Consider the following 20,627-nt stretch of genomic DNA (forward strand, 5'->3'; position numbering starts at 1 on the left):
TATTACTATACAGTCTATTCAATACCACCTCATACATTGAAACAATACATACTGACAACGCATAGACATTCGATGTAACAGATATGGAGCATGAACAGTGAGAGTGTGTTGGAGGTAAAGGAATAACCACAATGATTTCAGCCAAATGTCTAGAAAAAAGAACTCACGATGTTTAATATTTGAAAACAGAGAACAGAAAACAGAATAACTTTTATCCCCGTGACAATACCAGCTCGGGTAACAAGACGGCAATTTCAGGTTCCTCCTTCGGAGCATTTTGGGGTTTCCAAGCCACAACAAAACATACAGAAGCAGACCTCACTTCGTACCCTTTCTTTCTCCATTCCGACATTGTTGCCTGCATGTTTGCCGATAATTTGGCTACCGGTTTGCCATCCGATGCATTGTAGAGTGTAAAATTCCTATACTTCAGGCAGTCTCCGCTTCTCAGTGCCAGTACTTCCCGTTTGAGGTCTTTGAAATATCCTAAAAAGACGTCCTTATGCGAGAGTTGCAGCATGATCTCTTCGGGCATATTATAATGTTGTGGGTCAATGAGGTACCGGTCGGCAGGCAGCTGACTAAAGCAATCGCCGTCGGTGTGGATAAACAATCTGTTCCGGGCACGGGTCATGCCAACGTAATACCGCCGCATTAACTGGTCGTCTTTCTGAAAATTATCAGCTATCAGCATATAGACATCGTCAAACTCACGTCCTTTTGCCTTATGAATAGTTGATACGACAACGTCTGTTCCCGACATATCACAAAAGTCTTCGACCGATGATTCAAACACAAATTCCTTGAAATCACTGACATATTTTGCTTGATTGGTCTGCTCAAACAGTTCCACGCACCGCTTCACGTATGTCAGGCTTTGGCTTCTTTCGTAAGTTGTAAAAGTGGCGCGCTTGGCTTCATTCCAAATCTCTTGGGAGATGAGGGGGGTCTTTACCTGTTTGTCGATGTACTTCAGGAAGTACCTTATTTCGGCCATGTTCCAGAAGCGGAAGCCATCCATTGTCTGTATCAGTTTGCTGCTGATACCCTGTTTCCGCAAGAGGGCTACCAGAATGACGGCTTCTTCGTTTGTTTGGGTCAGCACACATGAGGTACCGTTTCCGCGGTGACTGATCAGGTTTTCGACGAGTGGCTGATACATATAGGCCGAGTAGTGATGTGTCACTTCCACCCCTCCGTCTTCTTCTCGCATGGAGAGGATGGGGGTAGTTTTGATTCTTTTTCGGATGAATTTGGCAAATTCGTTGGCAAAACGAACCGGATGGCGTGCGCTTCGGTAGTTCTCGGTCATTTCGATAAACCGACTGCCGCTTTCCTTGGTCAGGCGATACATGTATTCCGAGTCTGAACAGCGGAATTCGTAGATGTTCTGGTCGTCGTCGCCCACTGCGATGACGCGCATTTCTTCGTTGTTGGTCATCAGGGCACGCACCAGTGCATATTCTTCGTCGCTCATGTCCTGTGCCTCATCTATCACCAGCACTGTTTTCCCGATTCGGTTGGGTTCCACTTCGCCCTGTTCTATCATTTCGGCAGCTTTGGCTACTACGTTTTTGGCTTCTTCCAGATTGCCTATCCGTCCCAACAGGTCGAAACAATAGGAATGGAAGGTCTTTATTTCGATAAAGTGGGCGGCATTGCCAATCAGTTCCGTCAGCCGTTGCTTGAATTCCGTTGCCGCTGCCCTTGAGAATGTCAGCATCAGCAGTTGTTCGTGCTTGACATATTCAAGCAACAGCAGCGAGGCCAGCTTGTGGACCAGTACCCGTGTTTTTCCGCTTCCGGGGCCTGCCGCCACTACGATACAGCGCGAATCTTTGTCGGAGATGATTTCCTTCTGTCGTTGAGACAACTGACCGAACAGTTGCAGGTATTTGCCGGGGGTCAGGTTTCGTTGTATCTCGCGGGCCCTGTCTCCTTTGAAGTATTTAGTGATGAACTTTTTGTAGTCCATCTGGAAATAGTCCTGCACATATTGCAGGGCAGCGTTGTAGTCTTTCACCATCAGATTGGCATATTCACCTACAATGTGCACTTGCTGTATCTTCTGTTTGTAGAATTCGTTCAGCATCCGATAGTCATCCTGCTTGTATCTTGACTTGTTGTCTTTGAGCCTTTTGATGTCCATGGCATTGTAGAGCACCAAAAAACTGCCTTCGAGCTTGAGCGCGCCGATTTTCGACAGGTAGAGCAAGGCTTCTTCCACGTCTTCCAGTTGTAGTTCGTCCAGTCCGCTGAAGAGGGGCTGCGGGTTGGCTTTGATGTTGTTCAGCAGTTCCACCACCGAGAACTGGATGGCCTGCTGTTCGTCCGAAGCCTCTTTTCCGGCTTCGGCAGCCAGGCGGTATAGCCATTCGATAGCGAACCGGCTGATTTCCAATCGCCTTTCGAAATACTTCATAAGAGTTTCCCTATCGACCCGCAGGCTGATTTCCAAGTTGTGTGTCACATCCTCCTTCTTACAGATATAACCTTTAATAGTGAGGAAATAGAGCAGAGTCCGGATATCTTTCTCTTTGGATGTGCCGATTCCAGCATTGATAGCATTTTCATTCAGCTGTTTGCACGATATCTGCCAGGTGGTATCGGGGATATTGTTCAGTATATACCTTTCTAACTTTGCAAAACGTTCGAGCAGCTGTCCTGATCTCCGTTCTGAACTGCCGGTGTCGATCAGATAAGCCGAAATATCTTTGCTGTCCGCCAGTATGCCTTCCTGTCGCATCCGTTCTACCACCGACAGCACTTCACCTTTGCTCAGTCCCAGTATGTCGGCCAGATAGTCAATGCGTGATTCTGCTTCCGAATCCTGTGCCTTGGCAATATGTTTCTGCGAAATCAGCGATTTGATAATTTTGACCGCTTTCTCTATTTCGTCGCTGCCGAACAGCACCGAAGCCGAGATGCGCTGCCTGGCTTCGTCCATATTGTTGACCGTAATGCCGGTGGCGTAAACATGGGGCACATTATTTCCTCTAACTAAGTATCCGCTTTGCTCCAAAGTTGCCAGAGCTGTCCGCACCCGGGTTTCGATGTCCGATACCGAATCGTCCCATCCCGCCTTGCGGGCAATCTCCAACGCCGAGCAGCACACCCTCATGCGCTGGCGGGTAAGGTCTTTCACAGCTTTCCATACCTGTTGTATTTCACTGATGCTCAGTTTGGTCTGATTCAGCAGAATGAAGTGCTTGTCCAGATCGTTGTCGCTATACAGCACGTAGCAGCGTGCGTTGAGGTGAGGGTCGCGACCGGCACGTCCTGCCTCCTGTACGTAATTTTCCAGCGAGTCCGAGATGTCGTAGTGCACCACCAGACCTACGTCTTTCTTATCCACTCCCATGCCGAAAGCCGAAGTCGCTACAATGATGCGTACCTGGTCATTCATGAAGGCATCCTGATTGGCCACTTTCTCGTCGGCATCCATCTTGCCGTTGAAAGGCAGGGCCTGATAGCCGTCGCGGGTCAGCCTGACTGCCAGTTCGCGGGTGCGCTTGGTGCGCGATACATAGACGATGGTCGGACACAGGTTCTCGGCCACCAGACTTCTCAGTTTGGAGTATTTGTCCTCGTTCGTGTCGGCATGTATCACGGAGTAGCGCAGGTTCTTTCTCGATGCCGTCGAGGCAAACAGTTGCAAGTCCAGATCCAGTGTCTGCTTGAAGTAGTCGCAGATGTCCTGCACTACCTTTTGATTGGCTGTAGCCGTGAAGCAGGACACGGGGATGGCCGTCTTGCAGCCTTTCTTTTCCTGATAGTTGCGGATGAACTTGCCGATATACAGATAGTCTACCCTGAAATCCTGTCCCCACGACGAGAAGCAGTGAGCTTCGTCTATCACGAACCTGACAACGTGGCGTGCCAACAGAATCTTCTCGATAGTTTTCGAACGCAACATTTCGGGAGCGATGTACAGCAGCGACACTTCGCCTTCCAGCACCCGCTGGATGCACAGTGACCTTGTGATGGGATCCAGCAGACCGTTAATGGTTACGGCTTCAGTAATACCCCGTTCATCGAGGTTGTCCACCTGGTCCTTCATCAGCGATTGAAGTGGCGAGATGACAACAGTCAACCCATGCACAGTACGGCCTTCCATCAAAGCAGGTAGCTGAAAAGTGAGTGACTTGCCTCCCCCGGTAGGAAAAATAGCCAGTAGCGATTTACCTCTGACTGCCGCATCGACAGCCTGCTCCTGTAACGATTCGCCCTCGTAAATACGGAACTGGTCGTATCCGAAGAAACTTTTCAGGTTGCGGAATATGTCCAACTGGCTGTTGCAGTACGTACAGCCCTCGTTACAGCGGGTATGCCGCAACAGGCGAATGACGTATTCCACCAGCGGATAATGGTAGAGCACCCACGGCGGAGTGATCGAGCGGTGGTCAGTGGTGTCGACCAGTGCCAGGGCGTATGCCAGTTCACATGGACATTTATCTATCAGGGTGTTCAGGTCGGCATGTCCGCAGATTTTTCCTTCGTACAAGTTTCGTATTGCTTCAGCCGTGTCCTTTTCCGTTGGTCGGGCCCCGACCATGTGCAGAAAACCCTCAAACTCCTTTTGGCCTTTCAGTAGCGATGCATAGATTTGTCACTTTTCTTCCAGCAACAGATTCCATTCCGCAATCTCGTCCTGTAGCAAGTTTTGTGCCTTCAGACAGTCGTTTACCGGATTATTCATCTGGTCGCTCACCAATTTGTCATCCTTCACCAACCTATGGTAAGGACGTTCGGGAAACAGCAGTGGCGACATATAGAGAGTATCTACCAGTAAACGACGATCGGTGGTGCCGGCAAACAGATATTGGGCATCGTGGTGAATGATATTGTGTCCGCAGATATAGTCGGTATCGCGCAGGAAGTCGAACAGCTCCTTATTCGATGCCTTGTGGAATACAGCACCGTCGTACCGTAGCGCTCCGATGTCATGAATCTTCCGGTCTGTCATTCCAACCTCCACATCAACAATGGCGTAACGCAAGGATTCATAAGGTGGCAACGCAATCTCCTTGCCGGTGACCTTGTTTATGTCTCCGGCATTCTTCCATCCCATAAGTCTGCTCCATATTGACATAGTTCTTCTTATAAAGAGTTAAGGAACCAGTATGCATATCACAAAACTACGTAAAAAATATGTAGGCAACGACATTTTCGATGGTTTATTTTTCCATAACCAGAATGTGATGACGTGAAACTGATATATAATGTTACTGAGTCAAGAACATACAGACCACATAAACCGTCCATTTCAAGAAGGCGCCCGGATTCCGAAAGAATCAGCCCCCGACAGTTGGAATCGCTTAAGCACTTTATTAGGTGATGACGAGACAGACCGTCCCTGGGTTATGGAGTACTCTTCCAACCATGTCTTATCCGTCAGATCTGGAAAGTGGAAATACATTGACCCGAGTGATGGCCCAGCCATGATTCCGTGGGGACTTAAAATAAACATTCCCCGTGAACATGAGGAAAGCTAAAAATCCTCAAGACGATTCAGTCATCATTTTGAGGTGTTGTAAAAAGTCCGAGAATAATATCTAAATCATCCGGATTCCCGGCAGTCTCCTTTAAAACACCAACAAATATTCTTCCTTCCTGCTAAATAAGATTTCATCACTGAATAGTATCTATTTATAACCAGATAGTTATTTTATCAAGTAGAATAATCTACACCATTCATAAAGAAATCAATAATAAGCTGCAACATATTTATATAAAAAAAGCGAAAATTCTTTTTTTATATAAAAAATATTCTCTTACTTTGTCATATAAAATAATCTATTACTAATATAATAAAATATCTTTTCATGTAACACAGATGAATCGTGTCAATAGGAAACCCAATTAGCACGATCTTTTTTACCATCAGTTTAAGTTAAATTAAAAAATAAATAGGGAGAATGCATATATGAAGAAATGTCTCTTTTGGGTATTTTTATTACTATTTGCGGCAGAAAGCCATGCACAGAAAAGTCTGGAAGATATTGGCGGCTTTACTATGGGAGTAAAGACTAACGCATTGTATTGGGGGACTGTTACCCCCAATATTGGAGCAGAGTTACGGTTGGCAAAAAAATGGACACTTGATGTCGAAGCCGGCCTGAATCCTTTTGACGGTAAGAGGGAGGACGGAAGCTATGGAAAATCAATCAAACATTTCCGCCTGCATCCGGAAATCCGTTACTGGTTCTGTGAAAGCTTTTACAAACACTTCATCGGATTACATGTTCCTTATCTGATTTATAACATATCAGATATCAAGTTGTTAGGAACAGAAAACGAACGCCATCAAGGCTGGGGAACAGGTGTCGGTCTAAGCTACGGATATGCTTGGCTGTTATCCAAACATTGGGGATTGGAAGCCACAATCGGTGCCGGTTATCTTTACCTCAATTCCGAAAAATATCCTTGTACGAATTGTGGGAACAAGATTGAAACCGTGAAGAAACACTATTTTGGTATCACACAGGCTGCCATCAATTTAATCTATCAATTTTAAAAAGGAAGGAGGAAACAGATGATGAAAAAAATGTTTTTCACAGTTGTATTGGGGAGCTTCTTCTTCCTATCGTCAGCAATGGCGCAGAAGAATGAAGAGAATCAGATTCATGTCCGTCAACAGTTAGTGGAGCGTGTAGACTCTTCACTGGTTATCAGCATGGTTCTCGACTTGAGCGGAGTTGAAGTCGCTTCGGGGAACAGTATGGTCTGTACACCGATTATCGAACGGGAAGATAGTGTAGTGGCATTGCCACAACTGTTCATCAACGGACGTAGCCGCCATATCTTATATGAAAGGACAGGACGTAACCCTCAGGAAGACGGCGAATTTGAATTGCGCCGCCGCAACGGTACAGAACAGACTTTCGACTATCACGCCCGTATTCCTTTCCGCAAATGGATGGAAAAATCGGAAGTTTCATTAGTAACCGATGTCTGTGGTTGCGGATGGGAAGCGCTACAGAATGAAAAGTCACCGCTTTTCCCGATCAACATGGCCCAACCGATAGTACTGAAACCTTTACTGGCCTATGTAGTGCCACAGGCAGAAGATGTAAAGAAACGGTCCATTGAAGGAAGCGCCTTTTTGGATTTCCCGGTGAACAAGATTACCATTTATCCGGAATATCGTAAAAATCCTTCCGAACTGCAGAAGATACGCGAAACCATCGATGTGGTACGCAACGACAAGTATGCTACCATCACCGAAGTTTCCATCAAAGGTTACGCCTCACCCGAAGGCTCGTACAGCAACAATACTTATCTGGCAGAAAACCGTGCCAAAGCACTGCTGAACTACGTGCGCAACCTGTATGATTTCAAGGATGCCCGTTTCACGGTCGACTTCGAACCGGAAGACTGGGCAGGACTGGAACGCATGGTAAAAGAATCAAACCTGGAGGGAAAAGACGAAATTCTGGCTATCATCCATGCTGATACTCCAAAAGATTGGGACCAGCGTGAATGGAAGCTGAAGAATGTCAACGGTGGAGCAGACTACCGCATTATCCTGCGTGACATCTATCCGGCACTGCGTCATTCCGACTATGCAGTAAAATACACTATCCGCAACTTTACAGTACAGGAAGCTAAAGAACTGATCTACACAGATCCTAAACAATTGAGTCTGAATGAAATGTTCCAGGTAGCACAGACTTATGAACCAGGAAGCGAAAAATACAATGAAATATTCGAGATTGCTGTCCGCATGTATCCTAACGATCCTGTTTCTAACCTGAATGCCGCCATAACGGCTATTGATTCCAGACGATTTGACGACGCCCGACGCTATTTGGCTAAAGCTGCCGATGTACCCGAAAAGAAACTGGCGGAAGCAGCTCTGCTGATGCTGGAAGGAAAGCTGGATGAAGCAGAATCAATCCTTACACAGCTGAAAGGCACCTCTATAGCAGCTCAGGCCGAAGAAAACCTGAAGCAAATTACCGCCAAACGCAATGAATAACCGAACTACAAGAAACAGACATGCGCATGAAATTATTCTATAAATATTATATTTTAGGATGCATCGTTGCCTTGTGCGCTGCATGTAATGACAGAATGGATGTAAACGGTGAAGATACGGAAACCGGTACCCCCGTTTACATGACATTCTCAGTCAATATGAACGCAGGCGGATTATCCTCACGCAGTGTAACGGATGACCCGGATGATGACGGCTATGTCACCTCCGACGATGGCAAGGAAATTGGCAAAGACAGAGAAAACAACATTGCTGAAGTACTGCTGCTCTTTGCCGATAATGAAGGAAATTTTATACATGCCGGTACCGCTCCCGTTACCCGGATTGAATCGAATAAATATGGACTGAATTTCGAAGCTGGACAACTGGAGAACTATAAGCAGAAAGGCGACGTACAGGTCTATGCTTTCTGTAACCCTGACGAGGAACTGAAAGTTGCTGCCACACAATGGACAGTGGGCAGCTCACTCACATCTTTACTGGACAAGGCCTATACCTTGTCGGACGATGAAAGTGAAAACAGTCAGGCATGGACCGACAACCACTTCTTTATGTCGAACGCCATACCTCACACAGCCTATTTTCCAGGAACTATTTCCGGTTTCAGCAAGTACACTCCCTGGGACTTGGGCACGATACGTGTAGAACGCTCGGTAGCTCGTTTTGATTACAGAGCTAAAATGACTGACAACATCTACCGGGTGTATGATAAGACAGACGGCTCGGAAACGTACAGCAAGAATCCGGGTGTATCTGTACAACTCACCGGCATCGCTCTGGTAAATATGAGTAAAAGCTTTTATTACTGGAGAAGAACATCGAATGCAGCCGACGGTTATTCTAATCCGGTTATCAGCGGTACGGAAACCGTATCCAATTATGTAGTCGATACGGATGCCTTGCAGAAAGCGAGATACGCATCCGGCGGATGGGCCGACAAGACAGCTTATTTTTTCTATAACCTGGAGTCGCCTGCCGACCGTAATTTCACCAGTCTGAGCGAGCTAGCCGAAACAGAAGAGGATGAAGACGAATCGTGGAATGAGGACCAGCAGCACAATGGGTATCACATCTGGAGATATGCTACAGAAAATACTGTGCCTAAGATGGACAAACAGCAGCCAGCCCTGCTTACCGGCATTCTGCTCAGGGCTGTTATCATCCCCGAAAAGGGAAACAAGCTGGAAAGCGTAATGAATGAAAAGAAAACCATTTATGTATTCGACAATGTACTGTATGGCGATTGGGAGGCCGTAAAGGAAGCTGCCTTGAAAGGCGACAACCCTAGTCTGAAAGAAGCGTACGAAGCTGTAAACGATGGAATTACCTATCAGGAAGCAGGGTTTACGGCTTTCATGCCGAACGCTTCCGACGGCAAGTATTACTCGCGCTACTGTTATTGGAACAGGCACAACGATGATAAAGACGACAGCAAAATCGGCCCTATGGAGTTTGCTGTAGTACGTAACAACGTCTACAAGCTACAGGTAGATGCTCTTTATAGTTTCGGTGACCCGGAAAATCCAGACCCGGAAAATCCAGACCCGGAAAATCCAGACCCGGAAAATCCGGACCCAGATCCAGACCCTGATCCAGATCCAGACCCTGATCCTGATCCAGATCCTGATCCAGATCCAGATCCTGATCCAGATCCAGGCCCTGATCCGGACCCAGGCCCTGATCCGGACCCTGATTCAAATCCAGATCTGAAACTGACTGTTAAAGTCCTTCCATGGGTAACACGTGAATTTACAATAACTTTTGATTAAATAATGAGAGCTATGAAATATATAGAAAATAAGAAACTGTCTTATCTGATACTTCTCCTACTGTGTCCCTGGATGATGTTCACTTCGTGCGAATATATCCACGAAGACCTGATGCCTTGCGAACGCGGAGTATCCTTACGTTTTGTATACGATTACAACATGGAATATGCCAACGCTTTCCCAAGCAAGGTGGACTGCGTGACACTTTACATCTACAACGGAGAAGGCAACTATGTAGGTACACGGGTGGAAACCACCGATGTGCTCAGCGATGAGAATTACCGGATGCGGATTGATCTGGAACCCGGCAGCTATCACCTGGTGGCATACGGCGGACTGGCCTGCGAGCAGCATTCGTTTGCGGTAACAGACGAACCGGCCGATGCGACTGACCAGCTTTCCAGCCTGTCTGTCCTGATGCAGCATGATAACCTGACATCCGACAAGCTCCTGCACGATTTCTTCTTCGGTTCACTGGATGTAACGGTAGAAGAAGACAAGTATAAGGACGAAACGGTCTACATGATGAAGAATACCAACAACATCCGCATCATCCTGCAGCAGATGAACGGACAGCCGGTATCCGACGAAGATTTCACCTTCCGGATTGTTAACGATGACAATACCTTGTTTGCCAATGACAATTCTTTGATTGAGAACGGAAACATTACTTATATGCCTTGGGCTCAGGGCCAACGCACGGTGGGTGAAGGGGAGGAAGGCAGCGGACAGGTAACAGTAGCCTACGCCGAATTCTCCACGTCCCGCCTGACGGTAGGCAACCGCCCGCGGCTGATCATTACCAACAAGGAAACAGCTGAGGAAGTGGTGAATATTCCGCTAAACGACTATCTCCTGTTGCTGAAGAGCGACCGTTATGCCGAAATGAGCGACCAGGAATACCTGGACCGTGAAAACGAATGGTCGATGATTTTCTTCCTGGATGAAGATCACTTGTGGATAAATGCGCAGATTATCATTAACGACTGGGTTGTACGACTGAATAACATTACGATGCCATGAAAAAGATAGTAAGAATACTCATACTATGTCTCGGCTGTATTATTGCATGCGGGCTGCTGCCCGCATGCTCTTCGGCTATAGAAGAACCCGAAAGCGGTGGCAGAAGCGACGGTTCTACCGTTACGCTGACCATCCAGGCTGCTGTGCCCGATGGAACACGTGCTGACGGCAGCGAGGTTCCGGATCGGGAAAAAATTGACCAGTTAAGGATTATAGTGGTAGACCAGACCACCCACAAGGTAGAGCATAACCTGTTGCACGGATTTTCCTATCCCGAAGATGAATACAACATTGAGGTAGAAAAGAACAGTACCAAGGATGTTTACTTCTTGGCAAATGCGGAAATCTGGTGTTCGGACTTTCCAAAAGTAGGCGAAATTTATAATCCGGACGAAGACGAAAGTGAAGGAAATGAAGGTGATGATGGTATCATTGAAGCAAGAACTACCACTATGCCATCCCTTTTCAATCAAGAAATAACGGATCTACCGGAAAACCTACCCTATACTTCCAAATACGAAATAAAAGTGGCAGATAAAAATGTGGCAGCTACCTGCTACATTGCCATTGCTGCTGTTAAATTCTCGTTTACGTTTACAAATGGTACGGGGAATGATATTGTGGTCTCTGACTTTAAAATCTCGAGTATTGCCGACCATTCTTACCTGTTTCCACATAATAAGGACTGGGATGAATGGGTAGAAAATGTAACGGGAGATGGTGCAAAGGAATATTTCACAAACTATGAAATACCGTCTATAACTGAGCATAAAGAATATATTGTTCCTATTCCGTCATCAGGAAACGAGGGAGAGTCAGAAGCAGGTACAGGAACATCAACATCGTCTTTTACTGTACTTGCAGAAGAAGGTAATAATACATATACCATTCCAGATTTTTATTGTCATGAAAGTAAACATATACTGCCATTCCCTGATGCGAAAGACCAGCAGTATTTTATTCAGTTTAAAATAGGAGAGGAAGAATATGTAGCTGAAATACAGGGTTTGAAATCCTTGATACGTAGTACTCATGTGATTGTAAACATTAAGATAAATAAGTTGAGTGAAGACGAAACACATGATATTGTTGTATGGGGAAAAATTATTGGATGGAAAGATTTGGAACCGGTAGAAGGTGGATTAGAAGAAGTTGAACCTTAGATTTTTAGAATAAAAGATGAAATGATATGAAACGATTAAAATATATCATGCTATATGCCGGTCTGCTGGCTATAACAGCCTGTAGCTCGGAGGAATTTTCATCAGATGAAACGGATAGGGATGCCGAAGTTTGCCTGGCTGTATCGGTAAGTGGTTCGGAGGCTGCAAGTCGTGCTGGAGAATCCTATATAAAGACTGCTTTTGCAAGTGAAGACCAGATTCGTCTTGTAAATACTAAGTTTTTTGGTGAACCGACTTTTGATGATAATACTATTTACTCTTATAAGGAGAAAGGAACAGAATGGGATGAATTTACACCTCTCAACGAAAATAGTGTTACCTGGAATGATTTCTCACCAACTTCCTTTGTTTATATGTTTGAGGCCATTTACTACCCCGGGAACAATCCTTTTGATTATGTACCGACAGTTCAGAATAGTGAAGAAAATTTTAAAAAAGCTGATTTGTTGTTGGCACATCACCGCATGTCTTTGGACGAAAGGTTTAAGGAGATCTATTTGACATTCCATCATGCCTTTGCCATGATCCGGGTGGAAGCGATTGTTCCGATTGGTACCGGAGGTTTACCACAAAATGCGATTCAGTCTGCTTCGCTTAAGAATGTTCAGACTGAATATAAGATTGATTATACTTCAACCATTCAGAATGACGCTTTACGTACGGTGACTGGTCAAGGCTCTCTAACAGATGTAACTATGTGGTTACAAAGTAAGTCGGTAAATTCAAGTGATAAGACTCAGACTTATATTTTCTTGGGAATTATACCTGTGCCTCAGCAACAGATTGTAGGAACGGACTTTGTTCATTTTAAAGTCAAGGTTAATAATACGGAAAAGACCTATTGTTTTGTTCCTGATAAATCTATAAGTCTTCGTCAGGCTCATGTCACAATACTGAGATTGAAGTTAGGGACAAATGGAGATCTTCCTTTATTATTAGATGCTGAAATAAAGCCTTGGACAGAGGCCTCGGCAGGAATGATTTTGGATGAAGAAGATTCATCAACAGATAACGGTCAGACGGGCGAGGGAAATCAACCGGGTGACCAGGAAGGAGGTGCTTGATCATGAAAAAAAGACAAATAATTATAATGGTTGCCATGGGAGCAATGATGGCAGCTTGTTCAGATAACGGGCTGAATGAACAGACCGGATGGATGGAAAACGAAGCATTGCAACTTACGGCTTCCATCAGTGAAACAATACAGACAAGAGCGAACGAACCTGCTTCGGGCACTTATTATTTTTCATACGTAAAGAACGGTGCTGGTAATTCGACTTATAGTACGGTAGGAGTTGTATTTAATGATGGAGATGCAGCTCCCAATCTGACATGGGGAGGCATTAATAAAAGCAGCTCACTTTTTGTGTTGGATAATGTAAATGTTACTGATCAAGAAAAACTGACAGTCACATTACCGGAAACTTTTGTTGCCGGTGCAGCTCCTGCAAATCCCGGTGAGGGAAATGACCTTTTATGGGATACCGTAAAAGTAGCAAATGTAATTTCAGCTCCACTAAGCCCTGTGCATTTTGTGCTTGAACACCGGATGTCTATGCTGACATTTGATATCAGTTCCAGAAATTCTGAAATAGACGGACTGTTGAAAAGCGGAAAAGTTTCGGTTCAATTATCAAATGTCGTTGTAAAGCCGACAACATTTAACCGCTCGAATGGAACGGTATCTATTAGTGATGACAAAAATAATACATGTAAATTAGGCGGTGCGTATGTCTCATCGGATACAGAGGTGCCGGGTGGTTACATAACGGACAACTGGATTTTCCCTCCACAAAAGTTTGGTAGTGAAAGACCGGTATTGTCCATTACCTTAGAACGGACAATCGACGATGTTACAACAACAAAGAAGACATTTAAAGGTGTCTTGCCAGAATCTATGCTTTACGGAGGTGAATATCGATCGTTAGAATTTATTTCCGGTTGCCATCTGACGGTGACTGTCGTATTGGGTAATTGGGATAACCTTGAAGTTTATTTCAGACCGGTATTGGTGGAGAAATGGGATGAGTTGGATTTAAAGGATCTTAATGTCAATCAGATAGGTGTCTATACAGCTAATGAATTGGAAGAACTGGTTGGTGCTTATAACGATAATCCGGGGAAGACTAATTTGACGTTGTGGAAGTATGGAATATTCTCTGATAGTAAATGGACATTCTACCTATGGAAAAATCTGACGATTAATGATGCTTCTAAAATATTTGATAATACAACAAATCCAACAAAATTAAATTTTACAACAAAAGCCGGCTACACATTTACATTTCAATCCAACAGACATACCATCACTTATGACAACAAAGAATATAATATAAATCAGAAAGGTACATTAACAGAAAAAACAAATCCATAAAAGACTATGAAAGCAATCATACAAAACAGCATATTAGCCTGCCTGGCCTTCTGTTTAGGCACAGCCTGTACGGAAGAAGCGGGTGTGGAAACAGCTATCAATGGTAAGGGCTATCTGGAAGTGTACGCTACCATTGAAGAAGCTTCTACGGTTCAATCAAGGGCTGATAATAACACACAAAATACTGATAAATTCGGTGTAGGGATGGATAATTATTTTTCTTATTTATCCGGTTCGAACACATTTGTAAATGGATGTCAAATAGGACTTTTTTCTGCGAATGGAACAGATGGAAACTATGATGAAAGCAGATTGGTGAATGTTCCTCTTACATACACACTCCCTAATGGAGAAACATATGGGAGTTTTGTAAATGAAGATATTGAAATTTCCAGCATGACCAATTTAGGACATACTTTTGCATATTATCCATATTCTGCAATAAATGATGCTTTTTCTCAGACTGGTAATCCTTTGACATACGATATCGACCTTTATGTAGATGATAGTAACAATCCTTACAACGATGGCAATAAGAATAAAGTCATCGATCTTTTGAAAGCAAGCAATAACGGTACTATCAGTGGTTGGAGAATCAATTATACATTTTCTCATGCCTGCTCCATGCTGACGATTGAACGTGGAATAGGATTTAATGGAAAAAATTGGACAGATGGAGATAATGAAGTATTGGTCAAGCTGAAGAATGGGCTGCAGGGGTATATTACGCGTACAACGGGTAACTTTACTTTTGATGTTGAAGAGGATGATAGTGCACCGGTAATCTTTCCGGCCAACTATTACACATATACCAATGACGAGAATGAAGTAATAAAAATACATTCTGTTATTTTACCTCCAAAAGCCAAAGTGGAGTATATAAAAATAATGGATGATTTCGGTACATGGCAATATGTTCGTCCGGAAGGTAATATCTTGCAGTCATTGGAAGCAGGTAACCGATATCCGGTTACCGTAAAACTGGATGGCCCCTCTCCAACAATATATCCGCATGAGATTACATCGTGGAATGATAAAACGATTTCGATTGAGAATAAGAATGCCGGAATTTATGACTTGGATGATTTGAAGGGATGGATTGAGGCTTATAATAATAATGGTAGTAATTTGACAGACTATGGGACTGTTGGTGACGAAACCCCATGGATTTTCCATCTTTATGCTGATATTGATTGTAGTGAACTTACGGAAGAATATCAATATTTTGTCCAGACATTTACAGATCGTTTGGAAGGACACGGACATACACTAAGTAATATTAAATTGACCAGATTAATAAATAGTACATCAAATAATATTGGTTTTATTGGTGATTTGGCTGATGGCGGTAGCATAAACAATCTGAAGATAGATGGTATTTCCATCAGTGGAGGAACGGGTGCCAATGATTGTACCGGTACTATAGCTGGTACTATTACAAATGGAAGTATTACAGAGTGTAAAATAACAGGCATCGAAATCTATAGTGAAAATGGAACTGTCGGTTCACTTGCAGGAAAAGCTATTGCAGGAGAAGTTGATAAATGTCTTTTGGAAGGAAATCTGCGGTTAGGAAAAGATGCCTCTATAGCAGACGGTCAAAAATTGTTTGGAGAGATGGAAACAGGTTTTTCTTTAAAAGAAAAAAACACAAGTGGTGTCTATGTATTCAAGGCTGTAGTAGATAACGCAGAAACCGGAGAAAATTCAGACTCTACAGACGATGATAGCGGAACTAATAACGGAGACGGTACAACAGGAGGAAACTGATATGAAAAAGTATATAACGTTTATAAGTTGTTTTATCGTTCTGTGCGGCTTGTTGGGTTGTACGGATGAACGATGGCTGGAAAACGGTGGTACTGCCGAAAATGCCGGTGGGCTTCCGATAGAATTTGTAATGGATTTTGCACCGATAACTCCATCTTCAAGGGCTGATGCACAAATTGGAGAAAAGACAGAATTTGTCAATGGTGACATTATTCAGGTAGTGGCTAATTTTTATAAGGAAAACAAGAATGACCCGTCTGTTCCGGAGTTAATGGAAGATAAGTCCGTTTGTTGTATTCTTACTTATCAGAATACTGGTGATGGAATGGGTAAATGGGTGAATAATTCTGGAATTCCGTTGTATTGGCCATGGGATGCGGATAATGCCAGCTTTTCTGCTTTTTATTATCCCGGTTTTAACGGAGTGCTGGATATCGAAAATAATAAGACATTACCAGTCTTGTTGGACTCGCTGGATGTGACTACAGATCCGTTGATGACAAAGGAAGTGGAAGTATCTTACGGTAATGCTGTTCATTTGACTTTCAATCATAAGTGTACACGTTTGGTCTTGACGGATTTGGATGTTGTAACAGGCGGAGCAAGTTATTCTAAGCTATGGTTGGAAAATACAGGAATAAAAACTGAAGAACAGAAAAATGCTTTTCAACTGGAGTTGAAAGAAGATAATAGTGAAACTTCCCCAAATGGAAAGTATTTATTTGATTTTCAATTTGTAAAGAAAGAAGACAGTAACAATAGAGTTTTGATAGGAGGAGAAACAATTGATATTACCGATGATTCCAAGGCTCTTGTCTTATTCCTTCCTCCGGGCGATTATAGCAAAGTTTCTTTGACCCGTCGCTTTGGCAGACCATTGTTTAGCTGGGAAAATGTGGAAAAATTGAAAGATTTAAAAGAGGGTTTTTCTTATACAGTATCCTTGGAGGACTTGTTGGGAAATATAATTATAGATGATGACGAAGAGTGGTGGACAGATGAGGAATATATTCCTACAGAGGATGATAAGGAGTTTAATTTGCAGGATTTCTTGAATTGTATTGGAGATGGAAATTCATATTCATATAGAAGGGATGGTGAAGAAATTGTTGTATTACAAGAGGTAGATAATAATTATTTGCTATTGATGGAGAATATTGATTTCAAAAATTATAATTTTGAATCAGTAGATGTAGAGGGCACTACTACTTTAGATGGGAATGGTCACTTCTTTAAAAATGTGAGAAAAAATGTATTTGGAACGGTCAATGGCCATATATTGAATTTAGGAATAACTGATTCTAATGCAGATGAAGTTAGTTTACAAAGTGGTGCATACCAATTTGGTATTCTTGCGCGAGAAAGTAGAGGGAATGTGGATGGTATTAGATTGAACAATATAAGTATCAATGTTACTGAGTTAAAAGGAAAAGGACCTTTTGTTGTTGGATCTTTAGTTGGTAATAATCTTACAAGTCCCATGACAAATGTTGAAATGAATAATATTAAAGTAGAGGTTAATGCTTCAGTTGATGGCGAAGTATTGATGATGGGTGGTTTGGTAGGTCAAAATGGTGATGGAGCTTCGCTTGAAAATGTAAGTATGTTTGGCGATGATAAAATAAGTGTAACTAATAACGCTGAATTAAAAAATGGTAATGTATATACTGGTGGATTGGTTGGCGTTTCAGCAAGCAGCATTATAAATTGTAAGGTACGTGTTGATGTTGATGCCGGTGAAGCTACAGGTCTTTATGTATATACTGGAGGGTTGGTAGGGTCAATGCGTAATCCTAACGATACTCCAATTATATTCCGTGATTCTCATAATGAAGGAGAAATACGTGGTGGTATATGTAATGGTATTATTGATCCTAATAATTCTGGAACTGTTGCTTCTACTGGTCACTCTGCTACAGGTGGTTTGATAGGCTATTCTCTAAATTCGGATATATATAATTGCATGGTTAGCGGAAAAGTTTCATCTGAAATAGAAGAAAGTACAATTATAGGTGGTGTATATCCTGAATATTATACTATTGGTGGTATTGCTGGCGCTGTTAGGAAAGTGGAAGGAAAAGATAGTCCATTTATGGAAAAGAATTCTGTTTATGCTGAATTAAATATCTCTACAGTTGCGAATACGAATAACGTTTTCGTTGGCTGGCTGGCTGGAGTTGCCCCTAAAATATTATCTGATGATGATACATATCATAATGTATGTTTTGTTAATACAGATTTTGATAAGATTGGTAGAGAAGATGATTCTTCTCCTACCGGTAATGAAGATTCTGGATTATAATATAGTTATATAATTGTAAATCACAATAATATGAAGAATATTATATTATATGTCGAAATACTTGCCTGCATCGCTCTTTTGACGGCTTGCAGCAAAGAGGAACTTTCAAGCGGCAGTGTTGATGCCATAGCCGGTGAAGTTCAATTTTATGGTGCCATTAAGAAACAAAGCGACATACTGGCAACCACACGTGCTACGGATGAATACATTACTCTGAATGAAACCGGACAGGATTTCGGGACTTTTTATATTTGGATGAAAGTCGGGTCAGATAATTCTTTTAAATCTTTCTTTCAACCGTATAAAGAAGCTCCTGGAGAACAAGGGAATCTGGTGATTGATTCAGAAAAGCAAACGGATGAGACTGAACGTCTGAATTGGTGCGATGAAACATCGTATCATACTTTCTATGCCTGGACACAACCATCAGTGAAAACTGGGGAAAATGATGAGATTACCGGAGGTGTAAAAATGAATAAAACATTCCAATATGGAGAGCAGTCAAGTGCTGACCTTTCTGGGACTGTCATTTACGGTACAAATAAAGAAACGGATCTTGAAAAGTTTATTATTACTCAAAAAGGTCCGATTTCTTACGACGAATGGGGGCAGGATGTTGCTTTGTATTTTGAACGTCCTATTGCTAAAATAACGTTGGAAGGTATCACATACATTAAATCGGACGGAACCTTCAATGAAAATATAAAAGAGGCAACGATTCAATTCCCGAATATGTACAGTCAGGCAACTTTTACACCACTTGTGGACGGAATTCAGAATGTGTTGACTGGTGTTCCTGCTACTAAGTGGATTACGTGGAACTGGGATAAGGAAGATGATGATAGTAAGTCCTTGTATGTACATCCGTTTGTTTTAGGTTTAAGTAGTTCAGACGATAAAGTTGATATTCAAAATGATGAAGGTTTTTTCATTGTGACAGTAAATGTTGCGGACCCTGGAAGTCCAGAGGTTAATCATAGCTATGTCGGTACTTTGAATTCCTTGAAATTGTCGTCATCTTCTACTTCTACAGAAAGGCAAAAATTAAATGCCGGGCAATGTATGCGTCTTTACTTGATTGTTAGAGACGGTGCAGGTGTTGGTGGAGGATATAAAATAGTAGATTGGAATGAGAAGGGGGAACAGACACTCCCACAATACCGCATCCCGGGTGTATATAATGAGGAAGATGCCAAGAGGTTATTGGAAGCATTAACTAATAATACATTTCCGAAGGGTGTAGAGGATTTGTTAGTTGATAACGAAATCAACCTCTTCACTCATGTAGACTGGAGTAAAGTAACTACAGCCATTAATATTCCTGATGATTACACCTTAAAAGGAAACGGTTATAACGTAACGCTGGGAGAAAACGGATCAATAACTGGTCAACAGAAGAATATCTATATTAATGGAGAATACGTCGAAGACTCAACGAGTAGCAATACAGGTGGAGAAGACTCGCAACCATAAACCATCATCCTTACCAACAGCTCGATACACAACTGCCGCTAACGGCAGCTGATATAAACCCATACTTACAAATAACGTAAAAAATTACGGCCTTCGTCTTTGATGCTTATACAAAGACGAAGGCCGTTTTTTGAAAGCAAAAAACGACCAGATGTTTCAGGAAAAACAACCGTTTGTTTTATACAAAACATCCGCATGTTTGAAATAAAATGCGAGTTCGTTTTCAAAACGACTGCATAAAGACAAAAAAGTCCCGTAAATCAAGCATTTACGGAACTTCCATGCGGAGAGACAGGGATTCGAACCCCGGGTGCCTCGCAGCACAACGGTTTTCAAGACCGCCGCAATCGACCACTCTGCCACCTCTCCAATCCTGAATATCATTCAGAACTTGATTAATCTTTTAAAAGCGGAGAGACAGGGATTCGAACCCCGGGTACCTCGCAGTACAACGGTTTTCAAGACCGCCGCAATCGACCACTCTGCCACCTCTCCAAAGCTTCGCTACTCTTTACCGAAGCGCTTTCTTTCAAAAGCGATGCAAAGGTACGACTAATTTTTAAAAACGCAAATTTTCGAGATGATTTTTTGAAAAGAAACTGAATTTTCTTTTCACCCCCGTCATTGTGTTAGTCTGGGGAAATGCATGAAGAAAAATCCGAAACACTTTTATATCAAACAGATAAACTATTTAAAAAGTTTTCAGCCCTAAAATAGGAACTTATCGGTCAAA

At 42.9% G+C, this 20,627-nt stretch carries 10 protein-coding genes, 2 tRNA genes and 2 pseudogenes; 11 read left to right on the forward strand and 3 right to left on the reverse strand.

Features of this window, described 5'->3' with window-relative positions:
• Positions 1-211: 211 nt before the first annotated feature.
• A pseudogene (locus tag C510_RS16245) lies at positions 212-5,092 on the reverse strand (RecQ family ATP-dependent DNA helicase).
• Positions 5,093-5,276: 184 nt separating this feature from the next.
• On the opposite strand from C510_RS16245, the pseudogene C510_RS17055 reads away from it, so the two are divergent.
• From C510_RS17055 to C510_RS0106955, 11 genes and pseudogenes are all read left to right on the forward strand, one after another.
• A pseudogene (locus C510_RS17055) lies at positions 5,277-5,465 on the forward strand (arylsulfatase); the annotation flags it as partial.
• Between the two features lie 461 nt (positions 5,466-5,926).
• Positions 5,927-6,517: a DUF3575 domain-containing protein gene (locus C510_RS0106910; RefSeq protein WP_018710614.1), complete on the forward strand. Its 591-nt coding sequence runs from the start codon at positions 5,927-5,929 to the stop codon at positions 6,515-6,517.
• A gap of 78 nt (positions 6,518-6,595) precedes the next feature.
• Positions 6,596-7,981, forward strand: coding sequence for a DUF3868 domain-containing protein (locus C510_RS0106915; protein WP_425311417.1), 1,386 nt, complete (start codon positions 6,596-6,598; stop codon positions 7,979-7,981).
• 26 nt (positions 7,982-8,007) lie between these two features.
• A complete protein-coding gene (locus C510_RS0106920) occupies positions 8,008-9,768 on the forward strand; it encodes an Mfa1 family fimbria major subunit (RefSeq protein ID WP_169336141.1) in 1,761 nt (586 codons plus the stop codon).
• A 12-nt stretch (positions 9,769-9,780) separates the two neighbouring features.
• Positions 9,781-10,791 carry a FimB/Mfa2 family fimbrial subunit gene (locus C510_RS0106925; RefSeq protein ID WP_018710617.1) on the forward strand — a complete coding sequence of 337 codons (1,011 nt, stop codon included), beginning with the start codon at positions 9,781-9,783 and terminating at the stop codon, positions 10,789-10,791.
• Complete coding sequence (locus C510_RS0106930) at positions 10,788-11,954, forward strand: hypothetical protein (protein ID WP_018710618.1); 1,167 nt, start codon at positions 10,788-10,790, stop codon at positions 11,952-11,954. The genes C510_RS0106925 and C510_RS0106930 overlap by 4 nt, the downstream gene beginning before the upstream one ends.
• A 26-nt stretch (positions 11,955-11,980) precedes the next feature.
• A complete protein-coding gene (locus C510_RS0106935) occupies positions 11,981-13,039 on the forward strand; it encodes a fimbrillin family protein (protein WP_018710619.1) in 1,059 nt (352 codons plus the stop codon).
• Between the two features lie 2 nt (positions 13,040-13,041).
• A complete protein-coding gene (locus C510_RS0106940) occupies positions 13,042-14,349 on the forward strand; it encodes a fimbrillin family protein (RefSeq protein WP_025892718.1) in 1,308 nt (435 codons plus the stop codon).
• Positions 14,350-14,355: 6 nt separating this feature from the next.
• The gene (locus C510_RS0106945) at positions 14,356-16,119 is read left to right on the forward strand and encodes a fimbrillin family protein (RefSeq protein ID WP_018710621.1); all 1,764 of its coding nucleotides are present in this window, start codon (positions 14,356-14,358) and stop codon (positions 16,117-16,119) included.
• Between the two features lies 1 nt (position 16,120).
• On the forward strand, positions 16,121-18,421 hold the full coding sequence (locus C510_RS0106950) for a GLUG motif-containing protein (RefSeq protein ID WP_162160990.1): 2,301 nt from the start codon (positions 16,121-16,123) through the stop codon (positions 18,419-18,421).
• Positions 18,422-18,451: 30 nt separating this feature from the next.
• Complete coding sequence (locus C510_RS0106955; RefSeq protein WP_018710623.1) at positions 18,452-19,894, forward strand: hypothetical protein; 1,443 nt, start codon at positions 18,452-18,454, stop codon at positions 19,892-19,894.
• A gap of 284 nt (positions 19,895-20,178) precedes the next feature.
• On the opposite strand, the gene C510_RS0106960 is transcribed toward C510_RS0106955, so the two are convergent.
• Positions 20,179-20,263: transfer RNA gene (locus C510_RS0106960), tRNA-Ser, on the reverse strand.
• 41 nt (positions 20,264-20,304) lie between these two features.
• Positions 20,305-20,389, reverse strand: a tRNA-Ser gene (locus C510_RS0106965).
• Between the last annotated feature and the right edge of the window lie 238 nt (positions 20,390-20,627).

Source organism: Phocaeicola barnesiae DSM 18169 = JCM 13652 (assembly GCF_000374585.1).
Taxonomy (GTDB): domain Bacteria; phylum Bacteroidota; class Bacteroidia; order Bacteroidales; family Bacteroidaceae; genus Phocaeicola; species Phocaeicola barnesiae.

Bases quoted from the DNA above. Each gene is read 5' to 3' on its own strand.
- C510_RS0106910 (WP_018710614.1), top strand. From the start codon at position 5,927: ATGAAGAAATGTCTCTTTTGGGTATTTTTATTACTATTTGCGGCAGAA.
- C510_RS0106915 (WP_425311417.1), top strand. From the start codon at position 6,596: ATGGCGCAGAAGAATGAAGAGAATCAGATTCATGTCCGTCAACAGTTA.
- C510_RS0106920 (WP_169336141.1), top strand. From the start codon at position 8,008: ATGAAATTATTCTATAAATATTATATTTTAGGATGCATCGTTGCCTTG.
- C510_RS0106925 (WP_018710617.1), top strand. From the start codon at position 9,781: ATGAAATATATAGAAAATAAGAAACTGTCTTATCTGATACTTCTCCTA.
- C510_RS0106930 (WP_018710618.1), top strand. From the start codon at position 10,788: ATGAAAAAGATAGTAAGAATACTCATACTATGTCTCGGCTGTATTATT.
- C510_RS0106935 (WP_018710619.1), top strand. From the start codon at position 11,981: ATGAAACGATTAAAATATATCATGCTATATGCCGGTCTGCTGGCTATA.
- C510_RS0106940 (WP_025892718.1), top strand. From the start codon at position 13,042: ATGAAAAAAAGACAAATAATTATAATGGTTGCCATGGGAGCAATGATG.
- C510_RS0106945 (WP_018710621.1), top strand. From the start codon at position 14,356: ATGAAAGCAATCATACAAAACAGCATATTAGCCTGCCTGGCCTTCTGT.
- C510_RS0106950 (WP_162160990.1), top strand. From the start codon at position 16,121: ATGAAAAAGTATATAACGTTTATAAGTTGTTTTATCGTTCTGTGCGGC.
- C510_RS0106955 (WP_018710623.1), top strand. From the start codon at position 18,452: ATGAAGAATATTATATTATATGTCGAAATACTTGCCTGCATCGCTCTT.